Below are 26,655 nucleotides of genomic sequence, written 5' to 3' on the forward strand. Positions count from 1 at the left end.
TTCGTCCTTGCGGGGAGCGGGGGGTGGTCCGGTTCATGTCAGGGGTTCTCCTGTTGTTCCGGTGCGCCGTCGAGCAGCGCGCTGATGCGCGTGCTGGACCGGCGCGCTTCCAGGCGCACCCGGCCGACATTGGCCTGCGGCGCCGTCACCAGGGCCAGCGAGGCCGACCGGCCCGCGGTGTAGGCACCCACCCAGCCGTGGTCCGCCCGGACCAGGAGTTCGTGGGCGGTGCCGTGCCCGGCCGCGGCGGCCAGGCGCAGGGCGGCCCGCAGCGCCTCCGCGGTGCGGGGCCCCAGGTGCTGCGGGTGCTCGCCGGATACGTCCCTGGCCAGCACCCGGCCGTCGTCACTCACGATCAGTGCCCCGGTGACCTGGGTGACACAGGCCCGCAGCCGCTCCAGTTCACTGGTGAGTTCGGCCTCTGTCGCCATGACGTGCTTCCTTCCGAACAGGCGACGCGATACACGCTTCACGGCGGTGCTCCGCCGGCGACGGAGCGGGGTGACTTCACAGACGGGCCTCCAGTGCGTCACGGACGCGCCGCAGCAGGGCGACATCGGGCGGCTCCGGAGGGCCCGCGGTCCGTGGCGCGCCGCCCGGGCAGCCGCCGGGCGGCGGATGCGACAGGCGGGGGACGAGCAGGCCGGCGACGGCGAGGCGCCGCACCTCCAGGAGTACGTGGAAGGCGGGCCGGCCCAGTTCCCGGGCGATGGTGCCCGGAGTGCGCGTCCCGTCGGCAAGGTCCAGCACGGCTTCCAGGCGTGCCGGAACCCGCAGGCCCGCAGCGGGCCGGCGCACGACGGGTGCGTCGGCGATGTCCGGCCCCGGCCACCGGGTGTCCAGCAGCTGCCTGCGCCGCCGCGTCTCCCGCAGTACCCGCTCCGCCGCGACGGAGCGCGGATGGCCGCCGCCCTCCCGCACGAAGCCGTGCTGGAAGCGCGTCGGGCGGTTGTGCGGGGCCAGTACGAAGAACGCCGCGTCGAAGAGAGCGGTCAGCCACCAGACTTCTGCCTGTCCCACGGACAGGAAGCCCTCCTTGACCAGGCGGCCGGGCACGTGGTCGGGGACTCCGGCCCGTTCGAGCGCCTCGTCCCACACGGCCTGCGGCACCCGTCCGCCCGCGGTGAGCAGGACCTCCAGCCCGGGGGCCGCCGGGCTCTCGGCGTGTACGACCCGGCCGCCCACCAGGTAGAGCGTGCCGGGCCCGCACTGGAGGGCGCCGGTGGCCTGCTCGGCGGCCAGGCGCGAGAGCATCGAGGGGCGCGGCGGCAGGGCGGGCGGCGCCACGAACGGTGCGGTGCTCATGTCAACGCCAGCTGTCCTGCCACACCCTCCATACGGAGGCGGGCCAGCGCGAGGTTACCGGAGGTGCGGTCCAGCCACAGATGCAGGAGCACGCTGGGCTCCGCCGTGGGGTCCACGAAGCGCACCAGGTGGTACCCGCTGCGGGTGGTGACGATCAGGTCCTCGACCGGCGGGGCGGGCACCGGGACCGGCCCCTCGGCGAACATGGAGGCGCCGATCACCAGCCGGGCCAGTTCGGCCGCTTCGGCGGCCGTCGCCTCCGGTCCGCCCAGCGCCTGCTCACCGGCCGACTCCAGTGCGAAACCGCACGTCCAGTCCACCAGCGCGGCGCCCCGTGCGCCGGGCACGTTCATGGCCTCCAGCAGGCTCACATCGATACCGGGCACGAGAACTCCCTCTACTGGCACGCTGGTCGGCGTTCCCCGCTTTCCTGGTGACGAGGAGGCTACGCAGCCGGGCCGTGCCCACCGGGTGAACTGGCGCAATCCCTTGGGACTTGTCCCGCGTCAACAGGAGTCCGCCCGGACTTGTTCGGTTCCTGACAGGATTCGGCCCGTAGGGCGCCGCACCCGTGGCGCCGGGCGCCCTACGCGTCCGCCAGGTCCCTGACGCTGTGCCACTCCACGCCGAAGGGCCGGTAGCCGAACGCGGTGTTGATGGCGAGCATCGGGCCGTTCTCCGCGTCGTTGACGGTGAAGGCGTCGGTGCACCCGGCCTCGCGGGCCCGGTGCAGGGAGGCGGTCTTGGCGAGCCTGGCCAGGCCCCTGCCCCGGTGGGAGCGGCGGGTGCCGGTCATCCCCGAGCCGTAGCGGCCCCAGCCGTCCGTACCGGCCAGGCAGAACGACGCGACCTCGCCGCCGACCGTCACCACCGTCGTCAGGTCCAGGTCGATGTTCGGGCGTTCCCAGGTCTGGGTGATCCAGTCCTCGTACGTCATCGCGTCCACGGTCAGATCGTCGGGCTCGTCCAGCATCACCTCGGCGTCCGCCTCGTACAGCGGCCGGGGATCGGCACCGAAGTCGGCGGCGGTGCGCAGCTCCGTGCCGGGCGGGAGGCTCGCGGGCAGCGGCGGCAGGGCGGCGCGGACGAGGTCGAGACGCAGGCAACGGGCCGTGCGCAGAGGCCGGTAGCCGCGGTGCCGGGCGAACGACATCGAGCGCGGGTCGTCCTGGGGGTAGGCGTGGAGGTGGGTGGCGCCCAGCCCGGCCAGGTGCTCCTCCGCCACGGCGAGCAGGGCGCTGCCCGCGCCGCGCCCCCGGTACCCGGGGTCCACCAGCGGCACGACGACGCCCTGTCCGGGCGTGCTGCTGTCATGCCGGACCGAGGACTTCACCACGCCGACGACACGGCCGCCCGTTTCGGCGACGAACACCCGCAGCTTCTTGCCGGCCGGTGCCTCGGCGACCTCCCAGGCGACCGACTGCGCAGTGGAGATCTCGTAGGGCAGTACACGACGCCGGAGCTCACAGACGTCCCGGGCATCGGCGGGACGGAACGGACGCACAGTAATGGTCACCAGCGGGACGGTACGCCCACCGGCCGCGTGGCGCCTGCGAATATCGCCCGGGCCGGGCCGCCTCCTGCCGGGCAGATCCGTCCGGCGCTGCCGGGCGGTCCGCGGTGCCGCGGCACGACATGGGTTGACCTGCGGACACGGCGGGCACCGCTGACGCACAATGGGGGCGACCCACCCCCTGCGTCCCATGCAACCCCCGTACCAGGAGCGCCACCGTGGCCGTCCAGCAAGCGCCGCCCCTGCGGCTGACCATCGACCCGGACGCGGCGGAGGCGCCGTTCGAACAGGTCCGGTCCCAGATCGCCGGGCAGGCCCGTGAGGGCGGGCTGCCGGTCGGCCGCAAACTGCCCACCGTACGCGGCCTCGCCGAACAGCTCGGGCTGGCCGCCAACACCGTCGCCAAGGCGTACCGCGCCCTGGAGACGGACGGGGTGATCGAGACGCGGGGACGCAACGGCACCTTCGTCGCCGCGGCCGGCGAGGCGGCCGACAAGGAGGCGGCCGCTGCCGCCGCCTCCTACGCCCGGCGCGCCCGCCGCCTCGGCCTGGACCACGCCGCCGCCCGCGCGGCCGTCCTGGAAGCCCTGCGCGCCACCTACGGAGAGGACGTATGACCGCACTCGCCCGCGTCCAGTGCACCGCCCTGGACTGCCCCGACCCCCTGCTCCTCGCCCGCTTCTACGCGGAGTTGCTCGGCGGCGAGATCAACCGCCCCGACTCCCGCTGGACCGCCGACGGCGACTGGGTCACCCTGCACACCCCCACCGGCACGCTCCTGGCCTTCCAGCGCGTCCCCGACCACCGCCCGCCCCGCTGGCCGGACCCGGCGCACCCCCAGCAGTCCCACCTCGACTTCGGCGTGGACGACCTGGAGGCCGCACACCAGCGGGTGCTGGAGGCGGGCGGCACCCTGCTGGACACCACCCACGACGCCAAGCCCCGCGGCTTCCGGGTCTACGCGGACCCCGCGGGCCATCCGTTCTGCCTCGTCAAGGAACTCCCCGAAGACCGGCAGCACTATCCCGAGGGCACGGTGTGACCAGCAAGGAGGCGCTCATACGCCGCCCCGGGCCGCGCCTCGCCGAAGGGCTGACGACGCACATCCAGCGGCGGCCGGTGGACCCGGCCCGCGCGCTGGCCCAGTGGGAGGAGTACGTCGGCGCGCTGCGGGCGCACGGCTGGCGGACGACGGAGGTGGCACCCGCGGACGACTGCCCCGACGCGGTGTTCGTGGAGGACACCATGGTCGTCTTCCGCAACGTCGCGCTGCTGGCCCGGCCCGGGGCCGAGACCCGCCGCCCGGAAGTGGCCGCCGCCGAGGAGGCGGCGGCCGCGCTCGGCTGCTCGCTGGGCCGTATCCGCGCGCCCGGCACGCTCGACGGTGGTGACGTCCTGAAGGTGGGCGACACGGTGTACGTGGGGCGCGGTGGCCGCACCAACGCCGAGGGGGTGCGCCAACTCCGGGCCGCCTTCGAACCGCTGGGGGCCCGGGTGACGGCCGTACCGGTCGAAAAGGTGCTGCACCTGAAGTCCGCGGTCACCGCCCTGCCCGACGGCACCGTCATCGGCCACCCGCCGCTGGTCGACGACCCCGCCCTCTTCCCCCGCTTCCGCGCGGTGCCGGAGGAGGCCGGGGCCCATGTCGTCCTGCTCGGCGGCGGACGGCTGCTGATGAGCGCGAGCGCGCCCCGCAGCGCCGAACTGTTCGCCGGCCTCGGCTATGAACCGGTGGTGGTGGACATAGCGGAGTTCGAGAAGCTGGAAGGCTGCGTGACGTGCCTTTCGGTACGGCTGCGGGAGCTGTACGCGTAAGCCGCAGCCGTACGCCTACAGATACAGCCCCGCATCCGCACCCGCGTCCTGCGCCGGTACCGACGCGGGGCCGACGCCGCGGCGCAGCGCGTACAGCTCGGCGAGGGTCGCGCCGTCGCGGCCGACGCCGTCCTCCCTGCCGAGCCAGCGCACCGCCTCCGGGCGGCTGAGCGGGCCCACCTCGATACGGGCCAGGCAGCGGCCGGGGCGGACCACGGCCGGATGCATCCGCTCCAGGTCCTCGTTGGTCGTCACGCCGACGAGGACGTTGCGGCCCTGGCCCAGCAGCCCGTCCGTCAGATTCAGCAGCCGGGACAGCGCCTGCCCCGCCGTGTGCCGGGCCTCGCCGCGGATCAGCTCGTCGCAGTCCTCCAGCAGGAGCAGCCGCCAGCGGCCCTTGCCCGCCGCGTCGTCCTCGCCGATGGCGATGTCCATCAGGTAGCCGATGTCGTTGAAGAGGCGCTCCGGGTCCAGGACGCAGTCGACCTGGCACCAGTCGCGCCACGAGCGGGCGAGGGTGCGCAGCGCGGAGGTCTTGCCCGTACCGGGCGGGCCGTGCAGCAACAGCAGCCGTCCGGCGATCTCCTCCGGCGCCACCCCCATCAGCCGGTCCAGCGCCTCGGCCACCGGGGTGGTGTAGTTGGGGCGGATCTCCTCCCACGTACCGGCGGAGATCTGGCGGGTCGTACGGTACGGGCCGCGCCGCGGGGAGAGGTACCAGAACCCCATCGACACGTCCTCCGGCTGCGGCTCCGGCTCGTCCTCCGCGCCGTCGGCCGACTGGCCGAGCACCTTCACGGCCAGCTCGTCGGAGGTGGCCGTCACGGTCACGTCCGCGCCGCGGTTCCACCGCGACACCAGCAGCGTGAAGCCGTCGCCCTCGGCGAGGGTCGCGCTGCGGTCCTCGTCGCGCGCGGAGCGCAGCACTTTGGCGCCGGGCGGCAGCAGCGTCAGACCGGCCTTGACCCGGTCCACCGAGCGGCTGCGCGCGTACGGCTGCTCGCCGCTGGCGAACCGCCCCAGGAACAGGGCGTCGACGACATCGGAGGGTGAATCGCTGTCGTCCATGGTCAAGCGGATCGGGAGGGACTCCTCGGCGGCGGACGGTCGGACGTGGTCGGCACACATGTCCACCATGATCCGGCACCGCGGGCCACGGCGTATACGGATTTTCCCTTGTCGCCCGGGACTTTCACAGCGACCGGACGGCCCGGTGAACGGTCCTCAACACTTGGTGCGAAACCGGCCGAACGACCCCCGAAGCTGGCTAGGCTGGCCCGTCGTGGGACGTTATGGGGAACGCCACGGTGGGGAACGGCACGGCGGCACGGACACCGCGGGGCGCCCGCGCCCGCCGGACGTGCCGGCGGCCGGGGGATCCGGGCCGGGCCGCAGGCTGCGCAACCGGCCCCGGGCCACCGCACTGCTCGCGATCGGCGTGGCGGCGCTGGCCATGGCCCTGGCGATGTGCGGCTTCCCGCCGGAGAGCGGGAGCAGCGGCGCGGGTTCCGGAGCCTCGCCCGCCGCCCAGGTGGGCTGGGGGTTCACACACACCGAGTACAGCGCGGACCGCGGCAACGACGCCGCCACGCACAGCGCCTCCGAGCTGCTGTCCGCGGAGCCGATGCCGCAGAACCAGCACATCATGGGCTGGGGCGCGCAGAACCCCGAACCGAGCCCGGGGAAGTACGACTTCAAGGAGCTGGACAGCCGCGTCGACCTGATCCGCAGGACCGGCGGCACGCCCGTCCTGACGCTGTGCTGCGCCCCGGACTGGATGAAGGGCGGCAAGGCCGGCGAGACGGACTGGAGCGCGCTGGAGAAGGCGCCGAGCCCGGAGCACTACGCGGACTTCGCCCAACTGGTCGGCACGATCGCCCGCCGCTATCCGGACATCCGCCACTTCATCGTCTGGAACGAGCTCAAGGGCTTTTACGACGAGGCCCGCAACCGCTGGGACTACGAGGGCTACACCCGCCTGTACAACCTCGTCTACAAGGAACTGAAGAAGATCGACAAGAACAACCAGGTGGGCGGCCCGTACGCGGTCATGGACAGCCACCCGCCCGACGACGACGCGCAGGCGTCCGACGTCAAGGGCCCCTGGGGCAGCCTCGACCAGCGCACCGTCGACGCCGTCGAGTACTGGAACGCGCACAAGGCGGGCGCGGACTTCGTCGTCGTGGACGGCTCCAGCTACACCAAGGACGGCCGGTACGTCCCCGACGCGTTCGCCGCCACCCGCAAATTCGCCGACATCGGGCGCTGGCTGCGCGCGACGACCGGGCTGCCGCTGTGGTGGGCGGAGTGGTACGTCGAGGTCGCGGACGAGAACGACGACCGCAACGGCTGGAGCGAGCCGCGCCGTACCGCCGTCCAGGCGAGCGCGCTGATCTCCATGACCGAGGGCGGCGCCACCAGCGGCTTCTACTGGAACCCGGAGAGCGAGGGCGCCGGCTGCCCCGGCTGTCTGTGGCGCAGCACCCAGCTGCGGGGCGGCGGCGGTGAACTGCCCATGATGGACCTGCTGTCCCGGTTCTCCCGCGCCTTTCCGCCCGGTACGTCCTTCGTACCGGTGGACGTGGCCGCGGGCGACCGGGCCAACCTGCGCGTCCTGGCCGACCGCCGGACCCTCATGGTGGTCAACACGCTCGACCGCCCCGTCCGCACGACGGTGGACGGCCGGAGCCTGACCCTCAAGCCGTACGAGATCCGCTGGGAGAAGCGGTCCTGAGAACCGGGCGCCCGGCCGTCGCCGGGCGCCCGCTCACGACATCGTCACGAACCGCTGCACAAGGGCCACCAGGAAGACGAACAGCAGCGGCAGCGCGAACCAGAACGAACTCTGCAGCCAGCGGAGCTTGCGCACGCTCGGCGGCAGGGCCACCCGCACCACCTCGCGCGCCGCGAGCAGCACGATCAGGGCCCCGGCCGCGAGCGCGCCGACGACCGACCATGTCGTCCAGGTGATGCGCGGCCCGACCGGCCCCGGGTCCGGCTCGTCCACCGGCCCCGGCGGCTGCTGCCGCAGCTCGTACAGCGCCGCGTCCTTGTTGCTCATGACACGGCGCAGCTCGGGCCGCTGGTCCAGGGCCGTACGCAGCCGCTGCTCCCAGCCGGCGGAGTAGCCCGCACCCAGGCGCAGCGACTCCGCCTGGGCGCGGTTGAGCATGAAGTACGAGCGCGGTCCGGCGTCGCGCAGCGCGTTGACGAGCGAGTCGGTCAGGACCGGGTCGCGCGGGGCGAGTACGGGCTTGTACTGCACCCGCTCCATGTCCTTCGCGCCCCACGGTATGTCCGGGGTCACGTCGTTGACCGTGTCGTTGGACGGCCACAGCAGCCGCGCCGTGGGCCGGTCGTGCGCGTAGACGTAGTCCATCGCGGCCACCTCGCCCGGCCGGACGCGTTCGAACGGCTCGTTGCCCCAGCGGGCCACCAGGAACCCGGTGATCAGCACCACGCCCGTCAGCAGGGCGGCGAACGGGCCCAGGCCGCGCCGGGTGCCCGCGGCGCGCGGGAAGAGTGCCAGCGCGCCGAGGACGCAGGCGCCGGGCAGCGCGAACATGAACACCCGCAGCGCCATCTCGCCGCCGTAGGACTGCATGCCGAAGGCGAGGAACGGGACGAAGGTCAGCACCAGCAGCGAGCGTTCGGAGAAGCCCGCGGCGCGCCGCTGCAGCACGCCCCAGCAGGCCAGCGCCAGCACCCCGCCGGCCAGCGCCACCCGCGCGTACAGCACCAGTTTGTGGACACTGTCGCCGTCGCCGATCCGGCCGGCGACCGATGACGAGACGTTTCCGCCGATGCCGCCCAGCCCGCCGAACAGCTCGTCGAAGTGGCCCGACCAGTACGGCTCGGCGAGGTAGCCGATCCACACCACGACCACCACGCCGAACAGCAGCGGCAGCCCGTACAGGGACGTACGCCGGACCAGGACCAGGAACGTCAGCACGCCCAGCATCACGAACGGCGTGAGCTGGTGGCCCGCCACGGACGCCAGGAACAACAGGCCCAGCACGGCCAGCAGCGCCACCCGCTGCCCCCGCCCGGCCGGCGCGACCTCCGCCTCGCCGGGCCAGCGCTTGCCGCGCAGCACCCGCGGATCGCGGAACCACACCAGCAGGATCGCGGCGAAGACCAGGTAGAGCAGATACGTGAAGCCCTGCGGCGAGAAGTAGTCCTGGCCGACCCAGCCGCACAGCGCGAACAGCCACACCGCGCTCCACTTCGCGCGCCAGCCCGCCCGTACGGACCTCACCAGCAGGCACACCGGGGCCAGATACAGCAGCTGGATGGTCAGCGGCCACCAGCGCAGCACCTCGGTGAAGTCCGTGACGCCGCACGCCTCGGCGACGAACTGGGCCGCCGCGAAGAAGCCCGGCCAGCTCCAGCGCGCGTCCAGGTCGGGCACCGCGGAGCCGGTGCGGTCGATGTGGTCCAGGAAGCCCAGGTGCTGCCAGGCGGTGGCGAAGCGCGGTTCGGCCTCCAGGACGGCGGGCAGCGCGTGCAGGGCCACCACGGTCAGGACCAGGACGGCCGCCAGCAGGACGCGCCGCGGCCGGGACAGCCACAGCGCCGACGCGAAGGCCAGCACCAGCAGGACGGCGCCCAGCAGCGTCGCCGCGGGCAGCACGCTGATCAGGCCGAGCCCGCCCATCCGGTCCAGGTCGGCGTCGCCCATGCCGCGCAGCGGCAGCCAGAAGAGCGCGAGCGCGGCGACCAGCAGCGCCCAGATGCCGATGTCGGGGCGCCCGCCCAGCCGGGCGGCCAGCCGCGGCCCGAAGGGGAGGGCTGCCGCGATCCGCGGTCCGAAGGGGACGGCTGCCGCGAGCCGGTCCTTGAGGGGGGCGGAGGGGGCACCGGCGGTGTCCGGGGCCGGGCCGGAGCGGTCCGGCGGGGAGCCGTCCGGCGGGGGCCCGTCCGTCCGGGGTTCCGCGACCCGCTCCGTCACCGGCTCGGCCCGGAACACCTTCGCGGAGACCGGCGGCACCGTCTGCTCCGCGGCCCCGTCGCCGTCCCCCTGCGCCCAGGACGGCGCGGGCCGTACGTCCGGCCTGCGCTCCATGTGGTCGAAGTCCACGTGCAGCCCGAGCGGCATCGTGTCCACGTCGCGCAGCGCCCGCTGCGCCCAGCCGGGCCGGTGCGGCACCGCGCCGTCCCCGTCGCCCGCCGCCTCCCGCGCCCGGTCGGGCTCCGGCGGCAGGGCGGTGGCGCCGGGTGCCCGCGCGTCCCCGAGGTCGCCGTTGACGGCCAGGTCGGCCAGGTCGCCGTCCGGCGCGAGTCCGTCGGCGGGCGCGCGCGTCAGCGGGGCGGCGGGGCGGCCCTTGAGGACGCGGTACAGCTTGACGGAGGCGATGGAGACGATCACCGCCAGGCTGGAGATCTCCGCGACACCCGCGCCGGTCAGCCCCATCCGCGGCAGCAGCAGCACCGTCAGGCCCAGGACCAGGACGCACAGCAGGCCCTGCATGTAGGCCAGTCCGGACGTACGGCTCTGCGCCCGCAGCACCGCGAAGTAGACCTCCATCACCACGCGCAGCGCGGCGCCCACCGCGAACCAGCGCAGCAGCGGCGTGGCGGCGTCCGCGTACCCCTTGCCGAAGACGGCGAGGATGTACGGCGCGCAGACGAACAGGAAGAGACAGACCGGGATCATGATCCGGGCCATCCGGCGCAGCGCGGCCCGGGTGTTGTCGGCCAGCCGCGCCGGGTCGTGCGAGCCCTCGACGGTCAGCGAGGCGCCCATGTTGATCGCGAGCAGGTTGACCGTGCCGCCGATCGTGGTGGTGATGTAGAAGTACGCGTTGTCGGCCGAGCTGACCTGCGCGGCGACCAGCACCGGCACCAGGTAGACGACGGCCAGCGAGAACAGCGAGCCCGTGTAGTCCCCGGCCAGGAAGCGGCCCATCTCGCGCAGCGACGGCGGCCGGGCGCTGCGTTCGGTGGCCCGGATGTGCCGGGGCACCAGCCGCCGGAACACCAGCCAGCCCAGCGGCAGCACGGACACCGCGATGGCCGCGACCCACGAGACGAACACACCCGCCGTCGGGATCGCCGCGGCGAACGCCACCAGCAGTACGAGCTTGACCGTCGAGAAGACGAAGTTGCCGACCGGCACCCACATCGCGCTGCGCAGCCCGGTCAGCACCCCGTCCTGGAGGGTCAGCAGCGACCAGGCGACGACGGCGACGATAAAGCCGATCCCGTGGACGGGCCCGTGCAGGAAGCCGTACGACGGCCCCCAGAAGTCCAGGGTCAGCAGGAAGACCGTCGCGGCCAGCGCGACGATCACCGAACTGCCCAGGTAGGTACGGCGGACCAGCCGCCCCGTGGTGCGCCCCGCGATGGGGATGTAGCGGGCCAGCGCCCCGGTCAGCGTCAGCGAGGTCAGCCCCGCCAGCAGCTTCATCGCGGCGATGGCCGCCGAGCCCTGGCCGACCGCGGACTCCGTGTAGTACCGGGCCGCGACCAGCCAGAACCCCAGACCGAGCAGCCCGGAGATGCCGGTGTTCAGCATCAGCGCATAGGCGTTGCGGAACAGCGGGCTGCCCCCGCCGCCCTTCCCGCCGGCGCCCCGGCCGCCGAACAGGCGTCGCCGCCCGCCCCCGGCCGGGCTCCGGTCCGTACGCTCCTCGGTCCGGGTGGTCGTGTCAGACACGGCTTCCGCGCACCTTCCCCACTGCCTCGACTGCCTGACGGGTCCTGCGGACCACGGCGTACCCCTTGGTGAGCGCCCGGTCCCGGGCGAAGAACCGCCCGATGCCCCGGCCCGCCACCAGCCGTGCGAACTCCTGCGTACCGGTGCTGCGCCGCACCGTCAGCCGCGCCAGCGCGTACGGGCCCTGGCGCGGCGCGGCGAGCGCGTTGCCCACCGCCAGCGCCTGCCGGAAGCCCGCCCCGCGCACCGCCCGCCGCACCCGGCGGCTGGAATAGCCGTACGGGTAGGCGAACGACACCGGCGGCACGCCCAGTTCGTCGGCGACGATCTGCTTGCAGCGCGTGATCTCGAACCACAGGCGGTCGTCCGAGAGCTGGTCCAGCTGCGGGTGGGTGTGACTGTGCCCGCCGATCTCCACCCCGGCGACGGCCAGTTGGCGGGCCTGGTCCCAGTCGAGCATGGTGTCCAGACCGCCTCCGGTGTCGTACGGGCCGCGCAGCCAGCCCGTCGAGACGAAGAGGGTGGCCGCGAAGCCGTGCTTGGCCAGGGCGGGCAGGGCGTGCCGGTGCACGCCCTCGTAACCGTCGTCGAAGGTGATCAGCACCGGACGTGCGGGCAGCGGCCCGCCGCGCCGCCAGGCCGCCGCCAGATCGGCGGTGGTCAGCGGCGTGAACCCGCTGTCGTCCAGTACCGCCATCTGCTCGGCGAACGCCTCCGGGGTCACGGACAGGTCCAGCGTGGCCCGCGCGGGCGCGTGCGCGACCGCGTGGTACATCAGGATCGGTACGACGCGCGGCTCGGTCATGCCACCGCCCCCTCACTCCCCGAGGACGAAGACTCGCCGCGGGCCGGGGGAGTTGCGGGGGCGGGCACCTTGGCCGGTTCGAGCGGGCCGGCCGGTTCCCGGCCCGTACCGCCCGTCCCGTCCGGCACGGGCACCACCACGAAGCCGCTGCCCACCGTCCGCCGGTCGCGGCGCGCCCGCAGGCTGCCGAGCGCGTAGCCGAACGCGGCCGACGACACGCCCGCCACGATCGCGCCCGCCCGCCCGGCGCCGCCCGGCCGCCGCAGCAGCGCGTCGCGCACGCCGCGCGCCACCCCGGCGGGCAGCACCCGGGTCGTGTAACGCCGCTCCGCCGACAGCCCGTCCCGCGTGCCCACGCTGCGCGTCACCAGCGCCTTGGACAGGCCCTCCGCGTACGTACGGGAGCGGAAGTACGCGAAGCGCTCGCGGTCCCCCGGCACCCGGTGGTGGATCACCGACCGGTCGTCGACCAGCAGCACCGCGTCCGGCACCGCGCGCGCCAGCCGGATGCACAGCTCCGTCTCCTCGCAGCCCAGCGGCCGCTTCCCGGCGTCCCGGCCGATGCCGGTGGCGAACCCGCCGGCGATCTCGAACGCCTCCCTGCGGAAGGAGGCGTTGCCGCCCAGGACATTGCGTACGCGGACCGTGTGCGGCCCGCCGGGGCCGTCGTCCCCGGGGAACAGCCCCCGGTACGCGCAGCCCACCACCCAGTCGAACTCCTCGGGGAACCAGGACGGCCGGCGCCCCGAGGCCCACACCGGCTCGGTCCGGCCGCCGACCGCCAGCACCCGCGGATCGGCGTAGCCCTCGGCGAAGTGCAGCAGCCAGTCGCGCTCGGCCACCGCGTCGTCGTCCAGGAAGGCGATCACCTCCCCGGTGGACTCCGCGATGCCGGTGTTGCGCCCGGCGGACAGGCCGCGCGGCCCGGCGTTGGCCAGGACGCGCACCGGGCCGCCGCGGCCGGGTGACGCGAAATGAGCGCTCAGGCGCTCCTGGAGCACCGGATTGTGGTCGACCACGAGCAGCGTCTCGTGAGCCGGCAGGGACTGGTCGTGCACCGAGGCCGCCGCGGCGAGAATGTCGCCCCAGCGGTCCTCGGTGTACGCGCAGATCACCACGGAGACGCGGACGCTCAAGACGCCTCTCCCGTGATCACGGCCGGGCGGGCGGGGCGCTTGTGGCGGGTGCTGCGCTCGCGCAGTATCACCTTCAGCACCCGGAACCCGTCCCGCACGGCGCGCAGATTGCTCACGCCGTGGATGCGGTTGTACTCGTGGCTGGGGATCTCCTGGACCTTCAGACCGGCCTTGACCACGCGGATGTTCATCAGCGTCTCGACCTCGAACCCGTTGCAGTCCAGGGCGATCTGGTCCAGGCAGTGCCGCCAGAAGGCGTTGTAGCCGTAGCACAGATCCGTGTAACGGGCGCCGAACTTGGCGTTGACCACGGTGGTCAGCACCCGGTTGCCGAGCTTGCGCACCGGCGTCATGTCGTCGGTGCCGCCGCCGTTGGCGAACCGCGAGCCCTTGGCGAAGTCCGCGCCCCCCACCAGCGCGGAGACATAGCTGACGATCTCGGCGCCGTCCGCCGAGCCGTCCGCGTCGACCATCACGATGATGTCGCCCGTGCAGGCCGCGAACCCGCTGATCAGGGCATCCCCCTTGCCCTTGCCGCGCTGTTCGACGACCTTGACGTCCGGCCGCAGTTCGCGGGCCACCGCCACCGTGTCGTCGGTGGAATTCCCGTCCACCAGGACGACTTCGTGTATCCACTCCGGAAGTGTCTTGAAGACGTACGGCAGATTCTCCGCCTCGTTCATCGCGGGTATCACGACGCTGACCGGCGGAGCTATGGCCAGGTGCGAGGAAACGGGACGGTATTGCCCCTCGGCGCTCACCGGCGTCAACGGCTTCTGATCCGTTTCCGCGGAGCGGAGGAATGAACTCATGAGTCTGTTTCCCTCTCGTCCGGTGGGCCGCCCACCCCCGGGCGGCCCGGATGGGTATCCGGTTCGAAAGGGGGGTTCACACCCCGCTCAGGACGGCATGGATCTTTTCGCCGGGAGAACAGGGTGAGCTGGCATGCGTGTTTCCGGCCGCGCGGCTCGTGTTCCGATGATCGACGCGGTTGTCGTCATGTGAAGATCGGACACGGCACCCCCCTACCGCGCCCCGCCCCGGGCCCTGTCGCGGCGCTTGAGCCCTCCCCTTGAGCCGCCTTGCATGACGGGCCGGTGCGGGTGGTGTACGACGGTATTGATGACTGGGACTCTATGGCAATACCTCGACCTCGCATCCCGTTTTGCGTCATTGGCGTATATGGAGCGGTGTCTTCCTCAACGTCCCGACCGGATTCGGCCCATCCGTTTGAGAAGTCGATCAGCCGGCTCGAACAATTCCGGCCGGGCCAGCACGGTGTTGCGCAATGCCCGTACCGGTGCCCGGTGTGCCCTATGGGCCAGGGCGACCGGATGACGCCGGGACACCCACCCCTCGGACACCGAAAGTTCCCGGGTCTTCAGGGAGTTCTTGTATTCCTTTTCACCCCGCCCCAGATCGAGATAGGCCAGCCCGTCGGCCGCCGCCCCCTCGGCCATGCGCAGATGCAGCACCAGGCCGGGGGAGAACTTCGCGTACGCGGTGTCGTACGCGGGGAACCAGCAGCCGAGCACCCGCTCGGAGCGCAGGCCGAAGTGCGCGGCGATCGGCCGATCGCCCGCGTAGAGCACCGACAGCAGCCCGGCGAAGGTCGGCGTACGGGTGTGGAAGAGCTGGTCCACCAGCTGGAGGATCCACGCGTGCGCGAAGCGGTCGCTGCGGCCCGTGCGGCGGTACTGCGCCGACTTCCAGTCGATCAGCCGGCGCAGCGCGGCCGGGTCCCGCTCGTCGTGGACGTAGCGCACCGGACCCACGTCCCGGCCGAGCTTGCGCTCCTTGGCGAGCGTCGTGCGGGTGAACTTCGGCGCCTGGCCGCGCAGCCGCTCCAGATACGCCTCGTATCCCTGGTCCACGTCGATGACGGGGGAGGGGTGGCTGCGCAGCGGCGCGGTCTCGAAGGGCTTCTGGCCCTCCACCAGGTGGTCGAACTCCAGCACCGACAGGCCGCAGGCGTGCAGCAGCTCACGGGAGTCCCACTGGAAGCCGGGGCGGTGCACCAGCCCCTGGGCGTCCGAGACCCCCAGCCCGACCGCCCGCCCGACGCCCAGCGGCGAGCGCTGGAACGGCAGGAAGGCGGCCGGTTCGCCGTCCTCCCGGATCACCGCGATCCGCACCCCGCGCCGGCAGCGGCCGACGGCGAGCGCGAACTCGGGTGCGAGAAAAGGATTCGCCAGCTGGGGTGTGCCCAGCAGGTGCGCCTGGGACTGCACGGTGCTCCACGCCGCCCGTTCGGCGCCGCTGAGCTCACCCGGGCGGTACACGCTGATGTCCACGTCAGTTCGTCCGACTTCCCCGTCCACGGGCGCCGGATCGCCGGCGCCGCACGCTGACCGCTAGGAATACGCCGCCGCTGAGCACGGCGACGGCCACCACCCCGCCCCGTGCCGACCACAGGTGCAGGGCGAGCATCGCCTGCGCGACGAGCAGGTCCAGGGCGACCGCCCCGGCGCCCGCGACGACGGTCCGGCTGAGCGGGTCCAGCCGGCCCAGGGCGGCGGCGAGCGCCGCGGCCGGCGCCAGCACCAGGAAGAAGAGGGTGCACGGGGCGCGCACGGGCGAGGCGATGTCGGCGAGCGCCAGGAAGGCGCCCACGCCGCCGACCGCCACCGCCGCACCGGCCAGTACGGGTGCCGAGTCCGCGCGCCACCGCCCGGCCGTGCCGGTCTCCGGGCCGTTCGGCCCGGCGTCCCCGGGACCGCCGGGCACCGGCCCGTCGCGGTCCGGTCTGCCGCCGTCCGGCGCGTTGCCGTTGATGGTCTTGGTCTGCATTGGCAGCTTTGCCCCCCATAAGCGCCTGATGCCGGGCTTCAATGTCGCGCAGCGGGCGCGGGCCCGTCAAGACGGGAAGAAGGCGTGAACGGGCCATGTCCAGAGCGTTATTGAGGCGCGGAACCATTGGTTCACGGCGACGGGGTGGACGGCCCGAAAACGACCTTCGGGCGCTTGCCGGACGCTCCGGACGGCGCTGCGGCCATCACGGGCGCCGTGGTCACCGGCGAGGGTCGCTTTTCGCCCCGCGGGCCCTGGCTCGATCACTGCGGTCGGCAATCCGGGCCGGTGGCACGGCATCTGGTGGGCAGTCATGCCTTCATCACAACGATGTCACGACACCGCCATCCGGGTCATCCCTGATCGTGGGAATGGGTGACAAGCCTTCCCGTGACGAAAGGGTCCTGCTACATCAGAAATGGCAGAGATCCTGCTCAGGGAGGTTCCATGAGACTGTCCCGACGCGCGGCCACGGCGTCCGCGCTCCTCCTCACCCCGGCGCTCGCGCTCTTCGGCGCGAGCGCCGCCGTGTCCGCGCCGCGAATCCAGGCCACCGACTACGTGGCCCTCGGCGACTCCTACTCCTCGGGGGTCGGCGCGGGCAGCTACGACAGCAGCAGTGGCTCCTGTAAGCGCAGCACCAAGTCCTACCCGGCCCTGTGGGCCGCCTCGCACACCGGTACGCGGTTCAACTTCACCGCCTGTTCGGGCGCCCGCACAGGAGACGTGCTGGCCAAGCAGCTGACCCCGGTCAACTCCGGCACCGACCTGGTCAGCATCACCATCGGCGGCAACGACGCGGGCTTCGCCGACACCATGACCACCTGCAACCTCCAGGGCGAGAGCGCGTGCCTGGCGCGGATCGCCAAGGCGCGCGCCTACATCCAGCAGACGCTGCCCGCCCAGCTGGACCAGGTCTACGACGCCATCGACAGCCGGGCCCCCGCAGCCCAGGTCGTCGTCCTGGGCTACCCGCGCTTCTACAAGCTGGGCGGCAGCTGCGCCGTCGGTCTCTCGGAGAAGTCCCGCGCGGCCATCAACGCCGCCGCCGACGACATCAACGCCGTCACCGCCAAGCGCGCCGCCGACCACGGCTTCGCCTTCGGGGACGTCAACACGACCTTCGCCGGGCACGAGCTGTGCTCCGGCGCCCCCTGGCTGCACAGCGTCACCCTTCCCGTGGAGAACTCCTACCACCCCACGGCCAACGGACAGTCCAAGGGCTACCTGCCCGTCCTGAACTCCGCCACCTGATCTCGCGGCTACTCCGCCCCTGACGAAGTCCCGCCCCCGGGCGGGGCTTCGCCGTAGGTGCGCGTACCGCCGTCGCCCGTCGCGCCGGTGGCCCCGCCGTACGTGCCGCCGCCCCCGGACGCGGTCGGTTCGGTCGTCGGGGCGGACGAGGTGGGCGCGGTGGTCGTGGGCCACGACGTCGTCGGATGATGGGTGGTCGAGCGGGGCGGAGTGGTCTGCGGGTACGTACGGTGGGGAGGCGTGCTGCCGGGGTACGTACGCCCGGGAGCCGTACCGCCCGGTGAGGCGGTCGCGGACGCCGAGCTGCCGGGCGACGTCCGCCCCGGCGTGCCGCCGCCCCCGCCGCCCGTACCGCCGCCTCCGCCGTCGCCGGTGCCGCCTCCGGAACCACCGCCGCCCGAGGTGCTGCCCGGCGTGGGCCCCGGGGAACCGTCGTCCGCCAGCAGCGCGTACGCCACGCCGCCCGCCGCCAGCACCGCGATCAGCGCGCCGGCCAGCAGCAGCCGGACCGACCGCCGGCGCTTCCGCTCGGCCTCGGTCGTGGTGTCCGCGGCCGGTATCCCCGCGGTCGTCTCCGGGCCCGGCATCGGCGTCGGGGGACCGTACGCCGCAAGGGCCTGGTCGGCGGCGGCCGTCGGTGCGTGGGCGGGCGGCGGCACCACCACCGTGGGCGTGGCACCGCCGCCCGCCGCGACCGCGTCCAGCATCCGCTGCACCTCGGCCCCGTCCAGCCGCTCCCGCGGGTCCTTGCGCAGCAGCCCTTCCAGTACGGGGGTGAGCGGGCCCGCGTGGCGGGGCGGCGGCAGCTGCTCGTCGACCACCGCGCGCAGCGTGGACAGCGGTGTGTCCTGGCGGAACGGCGAACGGCCCTCCACGGCCGCGTACAGCGTCACGCCCAGCGACCACAGGTCCGACTCCGGGCCCGCCTGCTGCCCGAGCGCCCGTTCCGGTGCCAGGAACTCGGGCGAGCCGACCAGTTCGCCCGTCAGCGTCAGGGCGGAGGAGCCCGCCACCCGCGCGATGCCGAAGTCGGTCAGCACCACCCGGCCGTCGTTGCCCAGCAGGACGTTGCCCGGCTTCACGTCGCGGTGCAGCACGCCCGCGGTGTGCGCGACCCGCAGCGCGGCCAGCACCTGGGAGCCGATGCCCGCGGCCCTGGCCGGCGTCAGCGGCCCGTCCGCGGCCAGCACCTCGGCCAGCGACAGGCCGCGCACCAGTTCCATGACGATCCACGGGCGGCCGTCCTCGGTCACCACGTCGTAGACGGTCACCACGTTGCGGTGCGCGATACGGGCCGCCGCCCGGCCCTCCCGCTCCAGGCGCGCGTACAGCAGGCCCTGTTCACCCTCGGTCAGTTCGCGGGGCGCCCGGACCTCCTTGACGGCGACCTCGCGGGCCAGCAGCTCGTCCCGGGCCCGCCACACCACGCCCATCCCGCCCCGGCCCAGCTCGGCGCCCAGCCGGTAGCGCCCCGCCAGCAGCCGTCCGCCGTCTCCGCCCTCCGCGCCGTCCGGCAGACCGCCGGTTCCGTCGCCGCCAGGATCCCCGCTCATGGACGAGCCCTCCTCGCAGTAGAGCGATGCGGTGGCAACGTACCTCAACCCAGCGTGGTTGCCGCCCCCTTGAGCAGCAATCCGCAGCCGAGCAGGAGGACGACGGCGGCAGTGCCGACGGGCGCCAGCCGGTGCGCGGCCGACAGTAACCGCGCACCCGCCCCGCGCCCCTTGACCAGTTGCTCCCCGAGCCGCAGGGTCAGCCGGACGGCGAGCAGTCCGGCCGCGGCCAGCGTCCCGGCCAGCCCCGCGCCGTACGCGACGACCAGCAGGAACCCGAACCACGCCTGGCCGAGCGCGGCGGCGCCGACCAGCACCACCACCGCGGAGGGACTGGGCACCAGCCCGCCGGCGAACCCGAGCAGGACGATGCCGCGCAGGCCGGGGCGGGTCGGGTGGTGAGGGTGGTGGTCGTGACCATGTTCGTGGTCATGGTCGTGGTCATGGCCGTGCGGGTGACTGTGGCCATGGCTGTGCCCGTGCCCGTGCCCGTTCCGGCGCATCCGTAGCGCCCGCCGCAGCAGCACCGCTCCCGCCCCCGCCACCAGTGCCCCGCTGGCCACGCCGAGCCAGGCCACCACCGAGGGCGCGGCGGCCGACCCCGCCGCGATCAGCGCCCCCAGCGCGAAGACGCCCAGGGTGTGCGTCACAGTCACCGACAGGCCCAGGGCCAGTACGTCCCGCCGCGAACTCCGGCCGCCCGCCGCCGCTGCAGCGGCCATCATCGTCTTGCCGTGGCCCGGCGCGAGGGCGTGCAGCGCTCCGAGCAGCAGCGCGGTGGCGAGTGCGAGCGCCGCGAAGGCGGGGGTCAGGTGGTGCCGGGCGACGAGCCCGGTCAGGGCCTGCGTCCAGCGGTCCGCGCCGCGGGGCAGGACGGACCCGGCGGGCGGGCGTTCGGCAGCATCGGAGAGCGCGGGGCCGCCCGGTACGGCGCGAACGGCCGCCGAGCGCCGGGCGGGCGGTGAGGCCAGTACGTCCCTGGGGTAGGTGGTCAGGCGTCGGGACACCGATTTTGTGGGGGCGTCGGACGCGGTGAGCCGGGTGCGGTCGCCCCGGGCGGTGATCTCCCGCCAGCCGGGCGCGCCGTCGCCCTCCGCCGCGCGGAAGCGGAGGGCGGCCCGCCCGTCCGACGGCAGGCGCGCGGTCATCCGGCACTCCAGGCGCAGGGTCGGCAGTCCGGCCTGGCCGGGCCGGGTGGCCGCGGTGGCGCTCGCTGACCGCAGCCGTTCCCGTCGCCCGTCCACGGTCAGCCCGCTGCCGCGCGCGGCGGTGGCGCACCGCTCCCGGGCCCAGGCCGCCAGCTCGGCCCGGTCCGTGGTCCCGTCCCCGTTCCGGTCGATACGGTCCTTCTGCTGCGCGGCCGGGATCTCGGCGAGGTCTTCGACGTGGTCGACGCGCAGTTCGCCGGGCCGGACGGTCAGGCCGTCGTACTGGCTGACGGTGAAGTTGCCGAGCGGGTGCGCGTGCGCGGCGCCCGCGGGCGCGAGCAGTAGTAGTACGGCGGTGAGTGCGGTGACCAGGAGGGCGACGGTTCGCCTCCGTATCGACAGGACTCCCTTGAAGGTGTTCACCGTCCGGCCTCCAGCGCGCTGAGCGCCGACCGGGCCGCGGCTGCCCCCGTGGGCGAGAAGCCGCGGTCCAGGCGCAGGGCGGCGGACAGGTCGCGGCGGGCGTCGGCGGTCCGGCCCAGCGCGCGCTCGATCGTGCCGCGGTGGTAGAGGAATGCCGCGTCGCGGAAGCCGGGTGCGGCGGCGCGCTCGGCGTACGGCAGGGCCTCCCGGTCCTGGCCGGTGTGGTGCAGGGTCCAGGCCAGGGCGTCGGCCGTGTGCACGGTCTGGCGGCGGGACCACTCGGCGCGGGCCGCGCGCAGGGCGGCGCGCCGGTCGCCGTGGTCGGTCTCGATCAGTGCGGTGTCCAGATCCACGGCCACGCCGTTCGCGCGCGCCAGGTCTGCCCAGGCCCCGGCCAGGGCGTATTGCCGCCGGGCGGCGGCCCGTTCGCCGCGCGCTTCGTAGACCTCGCCGAGCGCGGCCAGGGGCCCCGGCAGCGGGTAGCGGCGCACGACCTCGCGCAGTTCACGGGCCGCCGTACCCAGTTCGCCGCGCGCGGCGTAAGCGCGCGCCCGGCCTTCCAGAGCCGGGAGGTGGCCTGGTGCGGCACGCAGCGCCAGCGCGTAGTACCGGAACGCGGTCGCGTACTGCCCGTGGCTGCGCGCCAGTTGGCCAAGCGCCGTGGCGACGTACGCGATGTCATCGGGCCGGGCGGCGGACTGCAGGGCGACCTCCAGCGCCTTGCGGGCACCGTCGGCGTCGCCGAGCAGTTCCCGTACGTACGCGAGCCGGGTGAAGGACGGAATGCCGGGGTGCACCGCGTCGGCGTGCCGCGCCGCCGCCAGCGCCTCGGCGTAGCGCCCGAGCTCCACCAGCGCGTCCACGCGGACCGCCAGCGCCCGTTCCCCGTACGGATTGACCGCGAGCGCGGCATCCGCGTCCCGCAGCGCGGCCCGGAAGTCGTGCCGCGCCGCGGCGAGCGCGGCCCGCGCGGCGAGCCCGGCGTCGTTCTGGCGCGGGCGCAGCGCCAGCGAGCGGGCGACGGCGCGCCCGGCCTGCGGGTAGCGGGTCGGGTCGCCGGTCGTACGGGCCTGCTCGACGTAGGCGGCGCCGAGCCGCGCCCAGCCGAGCCAGTCCCCGGGCTGCGCGCGCAACCGGACCTGGAGGGCACTCACCGTGCCGGACAGGCCGGCCGCGGCGCCGCGGCCCACGGGGATGTCGGACGACGGTGGCGCGGGCACCGGGGCGCGCGCCCGGCCACCGTCTCCGCCCAGGGCGATCCCGCCGGCGGTGACCGCGCACGCGAGGAGCACGGTCACGACGGCGCCGGCGAGCTTGCCGCGTACGCTCCTGGGCAGTCGGAAGAACATCAACGGCCGGCCTTCGCACGGCGGTTGGACCGCAGCCAGAGCAGCCCGGTGCCGACCAGCACCAGCCCGAAGGCGCCCGCCGAGGCGGAGGCGATCAGCAGGGTGTCGCTGCCGTCACCGGTCGCGCTGTCCTGCGGACGCAGCCCGGTCCGCAGACCGGCCGATTGGTTCACCGCGCCCTGGCCGCTCCCGCCCGTGCTGTCGCCGCCGCCCTTCTTGGCGACCGGGCCCCGGGAGCCCGAGGCGGGCAGCGCCAGATACGGGAAGGTCTTGCCGAACGGCTGGTCGTTGGCGTCGACCGCGTCGCCCAGGTCGTTCTTCTGCCCGACCAGCTCGCCCTGCACCACCTGGAGGGAGATGTCCACGACGTCGTCGGTGAGCCGCCGGCCGTTCGGGTAGCCCGCGTTGTCGCCGTCCAGGACGCCCAGGCGCTTGGGCTGCGCGGTGGGCGGGATGGCGGTGTTCAGCCGCAGCGCTTCCGCGGGGCGCACGTTCGGCGGCTGGTTGAGCTTGGCCACCCCGGTCAGGAACACCGCGATCAGGTCCTTGCGGGGCAGCGCCGGCGCCTTGATCCCGTAGATCTTCTCGATCAGCCGGGCCAGCTCGGGGTCGGTGACGTACTTGAGGAACTGCGCGTCGTTCCACGGCGCGGACGCGTTGAAGCGGTCCTTGTCCTTGACCGGCACGACCAGCTCGTTGACCAGCGGGTTGCCCAGCCGCGACACCTGGGACCAGCCGCCGGAGGCGTTCTTGCGCTGGGTGGTGGACCAGACGCCGATCACCGGCTGCTGCGCCGACTGCCGCAGCTCCTTCGTCGGCACCTGGAGGGCCACCGACTGCACGTTGTAGCCCTTGAGGGTGTCCCGGCCGACCTCGGAGAGGTCGCCGCCGTACAGCAGGTCGAAGGCGCGCAGGTCCAGGAAGAACGGGTCGTCCGCCTGGCCCGCGAAGGTCGAGCCGCCGCCCGCGACCGGCCGTACCGCCTGGTCGCGCAGCTTCTGGTAGTCGGGCATCGACGCCTTGCCGACGTTGGACGGCGCGGCGGTCAGATCATCGGCGATCTTCGTGCTGGAGACCACCTTCTGGTCCTTCAGCCGCAGCAGGTCGATGTCGTACGTCTGGTAGTAGTTCAGGTCCTTGTCGTCGAGGGACGTGACCTGGCCGGTGTTGTAGAGGAACGTGTCGCCGCTGCGGTAGTTGTCCTTGAACGTCCACCGGTAGACCAGATCGCCCTGGCCGTCCCCGTCGCTGTCCACGTGCACGTCGTACTGGGCGTCGGTGGCGAACTTGTAGAAGTTCGGGCCGCCCGCCGGCTCGGCGAAGGGCCACCAGTTCACCGTCAGCGTCGTGGTGTCCGGCTTGTCGGGGCTCTGGAAGGCGTAGACGTCCGTGGTGTCGTACTCCGGCTGCCCGGAGATCTGCGGCGCCTCCCGGTGGCTGGACGCCTGCGCCGGGCGGGCCGCGAGCGGGCCCGCGGCCGCGCCGGCGACGCCCGCCGCGGCCAGCGAGCCGCACGCCAGCACGGCGACGGTCCGGCGGCTGCCCCTGCCCTTCCTGGTCTTCCGGTTCTCGGTGGGTTCGGTGCTGGCGGTCATCGCGTCGGTCCTTCTCGGGTGTGCCGGGCGGTGCCGGCCGGGTCGGCGGTGCGGAGGCCGCACCGTGCTGTGGCGGCTATTCGTGGCCCCGTTCCGTACGGATGGGTGCCGCGTCCGCGGAAACCGGGCGCCTGCCGGACCGGTCCGCCGCGCGTCTCGCCCCGAACCCACCACGGCGGGACAATGACCGGTCGTCACGGGAACGGGGTGAGGGCGCGTGAAGTCCGAAACGGCCGCCGGGCGCGGTGCCGAGGTGCTGCTGCCGCTGGTCGCGCGCGGCGACCACGGCGCCTTCGAGGAGCTGTACGACCTGGTGTCGGCGCCGGTCTTCGGCATGGCCCGGCGGGTGCTGCGGGACAGCGCGCAGGCCGAGGAGGTGACACAAGAGGTGCTGCTGGAGATCTGGCGGCGGGCCCACCGGTACGACCCCGGGCGCGGCAGCGGCCTGTCGTGGATCCTCACCCTCGCCCACCGCAGGGCGGTGGACCGGGTGCGCTCGGCGCGGGCCGCGAGCGAGCGCGAGGAGCGGGCCGCGCGCCGGTCCGTGGTGACCGCCTTCGACGAGGTGGCCGAGCAGGTCGAGGGGGCCTTCGAACGCGAGTGGGTGCGCCGGTGCCTGGAACGGCTCACCTCTCTGCAGCGCCAGTCGGTCACCCTCGCGTACTACGACGGCTACACCCACCGCGAGGTGGCCCGTCGGCTGGCCGTACCGCTCGGCACGGTCAAGTCCCGGCTGCGCGACGGGCTGGCCCGGCTGCGCGACTGCCTGGCGGCCGCCGGATGAGCCGCCGCCCGCCGCCCGCGGCCCTCCGTGACGCGCTGCGCGCCGGACGGCGGGGCGCCCACACCCTGGCCGCCCCGTACGCCCTCGACGCCCTCGGCCCGCGCGAACGCTGCCGCTTCGAACGGCACTTGCGCCGCTGCCCGGACTGCGCGGCCCAGCTCCGCGTCCTGTCCGAGGACGCCACCTGGCTGGCCCGCGCCGCCGCCCGCCCCGCCCCCGCCGGTCTGCGCGCCCGCGTACTGACCGCCGCGCTGGCCACCCCGCAGGAGGCCGTGGTCCCGCGGCCCGCCGAGCCGGTGCCCGCACCCGGGGACCCGCGTCCCGCCCGCGCGCGGGGCCCGCGGCTGTCCGCCCGGTACGGCACCCGCCTCGCCGGGGCGGTCGCCGCATTGAGCCTGCTCGTCAGCGCCCTGCTCGCCTTCCAGCTGATCCGTACGGACAGTGAACTGGACCGGCAGCGCGCCGTGACGCGGTCCGTGAACGCGGTGCTGGCCGCGCCGGACGCGCTGGCCGTCTCCGGCCGTCCGATCGGCGGGCGGTCGCTGAGCGCGGTCGAATCGGCCGAGATGGACCAGGCCGTGGTGAACGCCGCCGGATTGCCCCTGCCGCCCGCCGGGCACGCGTACCAGTTGTGGCGCATGCGCGACGGGCTCCCGACGGCCCGCTCGGCCGGTGTGCTGTCGTACGACCCGCGGACCCGCACCGCGGGCCCCGCCGTCGTACGTGATCTTCGGCACGGCGGCAGCGGCCCCGCGGACCGGCTCGCGGTCACCCTGGAGCCGGCCGGCGGCTCCGTCAGGCCCACGACCTCGGTACTCATCCAACTCGCCCTCGGCTGACAGTGATCCACAAGGTGCCGTCAACGTCGGTGCGCGGGAGGTGAATCCTGGTGACCGGGCCGCGCGCGTGCCACGGGAGAGAGATAGGGTTACCCTGCCCGGGGCCGGGTGCCCTCGTACGGGTGGGGAGTGTCATGGAACAGATAACAATGCGCAGCAGGCCACGAGTGCCTGCGATCAGTTGCGGAAGCGGCGCGTCCAGCGCGCGGCTCGACCGTCATCTCGCGGTGCTGGGCGGACCCGCCGTCCCGCAGCGCGAGTCGGAGGGTGCGACGTCGTTGATGCAGGAGCTCACCGCTCGTGACCACGCGCGCACGAGGACGAGCCGCGGCGCCAGGGTGTCGCTGTTCGCCCCGCTGCGCAGGCTGCGCCGGTCGCTGTTCGGCAGTCACAGCTGAACCACGGCCACCGGTCCCGGCCCCTCAGGCGATCACACCGTCCCGGCGCAGCGCTGCGATCCGCTCGCTCGTCAGACCCAGAGCGCTCAGCAGCGCGTCGGTGTGCTCGCCCAGGGCCGGGACATTCCCCAGCTCGGGCCCGGCGCTCCCGGGCAGCGTGATCGGCGGCAGCAGCGCGCGCAGCGGCCCCACCGGTGACCCCACCTCCCGCCAGCGGTCGCGCGCCGCGAACTGCGGATGCCCGGCCAGCTCCGTCACCCCGTTCAGCCGCGCACAGGCGATCCCCGCCTCCTCCAGCCGTCGTACGGCCTCCTCCACCGCCATCCCGGCCAGTGCCTCACCCACCACTCGGTCCGTCTTGTCCCGGTTGCCGGTACGCGCCACATTCGTCGCGAACGCCGGATCGTCGGCCAGTTCGGGCCGCCCCAGCACCTGCCGCGCCAGCCGCCCCCACTCCCGGTCGTTCTGCACGGACAGCAGCACCGGCTGCCCGTCCGCCGTCGGATAGGCGTTGTACGGCGCGATGACGGCGTGCGCGACACCCGTGCGCGCTGGGGGCGTGCCTCCGTACATCCCGAAGTAGAGCGGGTGTCCCAGCCACTCGGCGAGCGCGTCCAGCATCGTGACCTCCACCGGGCCGCCGCGGCCCGTCGTGCCGCGGCGCAGCAGCGCGGCCAGCACACCGGAGAAGGCGTACATCGCCGCCGCGATGTCCGCCGCCGGTATCCCGGCCTTCGCGGGTGCCTCCGGCGTCCCGGTCAGCGAGACCAGCCCGGCCTCGCACTGGACGAGCATGTCGTAGGCCCGCTTGTGCGCGTACGGGCCGTCGGCGCCGTACCCGGAGATGTCCACGGCGACCAGGCGCGGGTGGCGGGCGCACAGCGACGCCGCGTCCAGCCCGAGCCGCGCGGCCGCGCCCTGCGCCAGGTTCTGCACGAATACGTCCGCTCCGGAGAGCAGTTGCTCCAGCAGTTCGCGCCCGCGCGGGTCCTTGAGGTCCAGCGCCAGGGACTCCTTGCCGCGGTTGGCCCACACGAAGTGCGAGGCCAGCCCGCGTACCGAGGTGTCGTAGGCACGGGCGAAGTCGCCGCCGTCCGGCCGCTCCACCTTGATCACCCGGGCGCCGAGGTCGGCGAGCTGCCGGGTGGCGAACGGCGCGGCCACGGCCTGCTCGACGCCCACGACGGTGATGCCCTCCAGGGGCGGCGGCTGGGGGGTGCGGTCCGGGGCGGTGTGATCCGTCGTGTGGTCCATGGTCGGAGCACCTACCCGCCGCCGCCCGCCGGGCAA

General features: G+C 73.9%; 24 protein-coding genes. 8 read left to right on the forward strand and 16 right to left on the reverse strand.

Features of this window, described 5'->3' with window-relative positions:
• Positions 1-38: 38 nt before the first annotated feature.
• From CP984_RS32475 to CP984_RS32490, 4 genes are all read right to left on the reverse strand, one after another.
• Positions 39-431, reverse strand: coding sequence for a roadblock/LC7 domain-containing protein (locus CP984_RS32475; protein WP_003986006.1), 393 nt, complete (start codon positions 429-431; stop codon positions 39-41).
• A gap of 76 nt (positions 432-507) precedes the next feature.
• Positions 508-1,305 carry a hypothetical protein gene (locus CP984_RS32480; protein ID WP_003986005.1) on the reverse strand — a complete coding sequence of 266 codons (798 nt, stop codon included), beginning with the start codon at positions 1,303-1,305 and terminating at the stop codon, positions 508-510.
• Positions 1,302-1,691 (reverse strand): hypothetical protein, encoded by a 390-nt coding sequence (locus CP984_RS32485; RefSeq protein ID WP_003986004.1) that lies wholly within the window; start codon positions 1,689-1,691, stop codon positions 1,302-1,304. The genes CP984_RS32480 and CP984_RS32485 overlap by 4 nt, the downstream gene beginning before the upstream one ends.
• 200 nt (positions 1,692-1,891) lie before the next feature.
• The gene (locus tag CP984_RS32490) at positions 1,892-2,815 is read right to left on the reverse strand and encodes a GNAT family N-acetyltransferase (protein ID WP_030178860.1); all 924 of its coding nucleotides are present in this window, start codon (positions 2,813-2,815) and stop codon (positions 1,892-1,894) included.
• Positions 2,816-3,036: 221 nt separating this feature from the next.
• On the opposite strand from CP984_RS32490, the gene CP984_RS32495 reads away from it, so the two are divergent.
• Genes CP984_RS32495 through ddaH form a run of 3 tightly spaced genes read left to right on the forward strand, consistent with a single transcriptional unit; the run spans position 3,037 to position 4,633 of the window.
• Positions 3,037-3,435: a GntR family transcriptional regulator gene (locus CP984_RS32495; RefSeq protein ID WP_003986002.1), complete on the forward strand. Its 399-nt coding sequence runs from the start codon at positions 3,037-3,039 to the stop codon at positions 3,433-3,435.
• Positions 3,432-3,860 carry a VOC family protein gene (locus tag CP984_RS32500; RefSeq protein ID WP_003986001.1) on the forward strand — a complete coding sequence of 143 codons (429 nt, stop codon included), beginning with the start codon at positions 3,432-3,434 and terminating at the stop codon, positions 3,858-3,860. Before CP984_RS32495 ends, CP984_RS32500 begins: the two co-directional genes overlap by 4 nt.
• On the forward strand, positions 3,857-4,633 hold the full coding sequence (gene ddaH / locus CP984_RS32505) for a dimethylargininase (protein WP_003986000.1): 777 nt from the start codon (positions 3,857-3,859) through the stop codon (positions 4,631-4,633). The genes CP984_RS32500 and ddaH overlap by 4 nt, the downstream gene beginning before the upstream one ends.
• Positions 4,634-4,648: 15 nt before the next feature.
• Here the strand turns inward: ddaH and CP984_RS32510 are convergent, their stop codons facing one another.
• Entirely contained in the window at positions 4,649-5,761 is a 1,113-nt protein-coding gene (locus CP984_RS32510) for a DUF5925 domain-containing protein (RefSeq protein WP_032922011.1), read from the reverse strand.
• Between the two features lie 325 nt (positions 5,762-6,086).
• Between CP984_RS32510 and CP984_RS32515 the strand changes: the two genes are divergently transcribed.
• Positions 6,087-7,367 carry a GH39 family glycosyl hydrolase gene (locus CP984_RS32515; protein WP_106962931.1) on the forward strand — a complete coding sequence of 427 codons (1,281 nt, stop codon included), beginning with the start codon at positions 6,087-6,089 and terminating at the stop codon, positions 7,365-7,367.
• A 33-nt stretch (positions 7,368-7,400) separates the two neighbouring features.
• On the opposite strand, the gene CP984_RS32520 is transcribed toward CP984_RS32515, so the two are convergent.
• The 6 genes from CP984_RS32520 to CP984_RS32545 all read right to left on the reverse strand — a co-directional run bounded on the left by CP984_RS32520 (position 7,401) and on the right by CP984_RS32545 (position 16,022).
• Positions 7,401-11,291: a lipopolysaccharide biosynthesis protein gene (locus tag CP984_RS32520; protein WP_030178856.1), complete on the reverse strand. Its 3,891-nt coding sequence runs from the start codon at positions 11,289-11,291 to the stop codon at positions 7,401-7,403.
• The gene (locus CP984_RS32525) at positions 11,284-12,096 is read right to left on the reverse strand and encodes a polysaccharide deacetylase family protein (RefSeq protein ID WP_030178852.1); all 813 of its coding nucleotides are present in this window, start codon (positions 12,094-12,096) and stop codon (positions 11,284-11,286) included. Before CP984_RS32525 ends, CP984_RS32520 begins: the two co-directional genes overlap by 8 nt.
• The gene (locus CP984_RS32530) at positions 12,093-13,232 is read right to left on the reverse strand and encodes a glycosyltransferase family 2 protein (RefSeq protein WP_030178851.1); all 1,140 of its coding nucleotides are present in this window, start codon (positions 13,230-13,232) and stop codon (positions 12,093-12,095) included. The genes CP984_RS32525 and CP984_RS32530 overlap by 4 nt, the downstream gene beginning before the upstream one ends.
• Positions 13,229-14,044: a glycosyltransferase family 2 protein gene (locus CP984_RS32535; RefSeq protein WP_030178849.1), complete on the reverse strand. Its 816-nt coding sequence runs from the start codon at positions 14,042-14,044 to the stop codon at positions 13,229-13,231. Before CP984_RS32535 ends, CP984_RS32530 begins: the two co-directional genes overlap by 4 nt.
• 387 nt (positions 14,045-14,431) lie before the next feature.
• Entirely contained in the window at positions 14,432-15,526 is a 1,095-nt protein-coding gene (locus CP984_RS32540; protein WP_003986775.1) for a GNAT family N-acetyltransferase, read from the reverse strand.
• A 1-nt stretch (position 15,527) separates the two neighbouring features.
• Complete coding sequence (locus CP984_RS32545; RefSeq protein ID WP_003986774.1) at positions 15,528-16,022, reverse strand: hypothetical protein; 495 nt, start codon at positions 16,020-16,022, stop codon at positions 15,528-15,530.
• A 447-nt stretch (positions 16,023-16,469) separates the two neighbouring features.
• On the opposite strand from CP984_RS32545, the gene CP984_RS32550 reads away from it, so the two are divergent.
• Positions 16,470-17,276, forward strand: a complete 807-nt coding sequence (locus tag CP984_RS32550; RefSeq protein ID WP_003986773.1) for an SGNH/GDSL hydrolase family protein — start codon at positions 16,470-16,472, stop codon at positions 17,274-17,276.
• Between the two features lie 8 nt (positions 17,277-17,284).
• Here CP984_RS32550 and CP984_RS32555 read toward each other — a convergent pair whose 3' ends face one another.
• The 4 genes from CP984_RS32555 to CP984_RS32570 are packed head-to-tail and all read right to left on the reverse strand — an operon-like array spanning position 17,285 to position 23,344.
• Entirely contained in the window at positions 17,285-18,829 is a 1,545-nt protein-coding gene (locus CP984_RS32555) for a serine/threonine-protein kinase (RefSeq protein ID WP_003986772.1), read from the reverse strand.
• A 44-nt stretch (positions 18,830-18,873) separates the two neighbouring features.
• Entirely contained in the window at positions 18,874-20,400 is a 1,527-nt protein-coding gene (locus tag CP984_RS32560; protein WP_003986771.1) for a hypothetical protein, read from the reverse strand.
• A complete protein-coding gene (locus CP984_RS32565; protein WP_030178843.1) occupies positions 20,397-21,749 on the reverse strand; it encodes a tetratricopeptide repeat protein in 1,353 nt (450 codons plus the stop codon). The genes CP984_RS32560 and CP984_RS32565 overlap by 4 nt, the downstream gene beginning before the upstream one ends.
• Positions 21,749-23,344, reverse strand: a complete 1,596-nt coding sequence (locus CP984_RS32570) for a DUF4331 domain-containing protein (RefSeq protein ID WP_030178841.1) — start codon at positions 23,342-23,344, stop codon at positions 21,749-21,751. Before CP984_RS32570 ends, CP984_RS32565 begins: the two co-directional genes overlap by 1 nt.
• 217 nt (positions 23,345-23,561) lie before the next feature.
• Between CP984_RS32570 and sigK the strand changes: the two genes are divergently transcribed.
• The 3 genes from sigK (at position 23,562) to CP984_RS32585 (ending at position 25,365) form a co-directional block, all read left to right on the forward strand.
• On the forward strand, positions 23,562-24,128 hold the full coding sequence (gene sigK / locus CP984_RS32575) for an ECF RNA polymerase sigma factor SigK (RefSeq protein WP_030178838.1): 567 nt from the start codon (positions 23,562-23,564) through the stop codon (positions 24,126-24,128).
• Positions 24,125-24,967 (forward strand): anti-sigma factor, encoded by an 843-nt coding sequence (locus CP984_RS32580; protein ID WP_050504572.1) that lies wholly within the window; start codon positions 24,125-24,127, stop codon positions 24,965-24,967. Before sigK ends, CP984_RS32580 begins: the two co-directional genes overlap by 4 nt.
• 134 nt (positions 24,968-25,101) lie before the next feature.
• A complete protein-coding gene (locus CP984_RS32585) occupies positions 25,102-25,365 on the forward strand; it encodes a hypothetical protein (RefSeq protein WP_030178836.1) in 264 nt (87 codons plus the stop codon).
• A gap of 24 nt (positions 25,366-25,389) precedes the next feature.
• Here the strand turns inward: CP984_RS32585 and CP984_RS32590 are convergent, their stop codons facing one another.
• Positions 25,390-26,619, reverse strand: coding sequence for a CaiB/BaiF CoA transferase family protein (locus tag CP984_RS32590; protein ID WP_003987402.1), 1,230 nt, complete (start codon positions 26,617-26,619; stop codon positions 25,390-25,392).
• Between the last annotated feature and the right edge of the window lie 36 nt (positions 26,620-26,655).

The sequence above is a fragment of the Streptomyces rimosus genome (assembly GCF_008704655.1).
Taxonomy (GTDB): Bacteria; Actinomycetota; Actinomycetes; order Streptomycetales; family Streptomycetaceae; genus Streptomyces; species Streptomyces rimosus.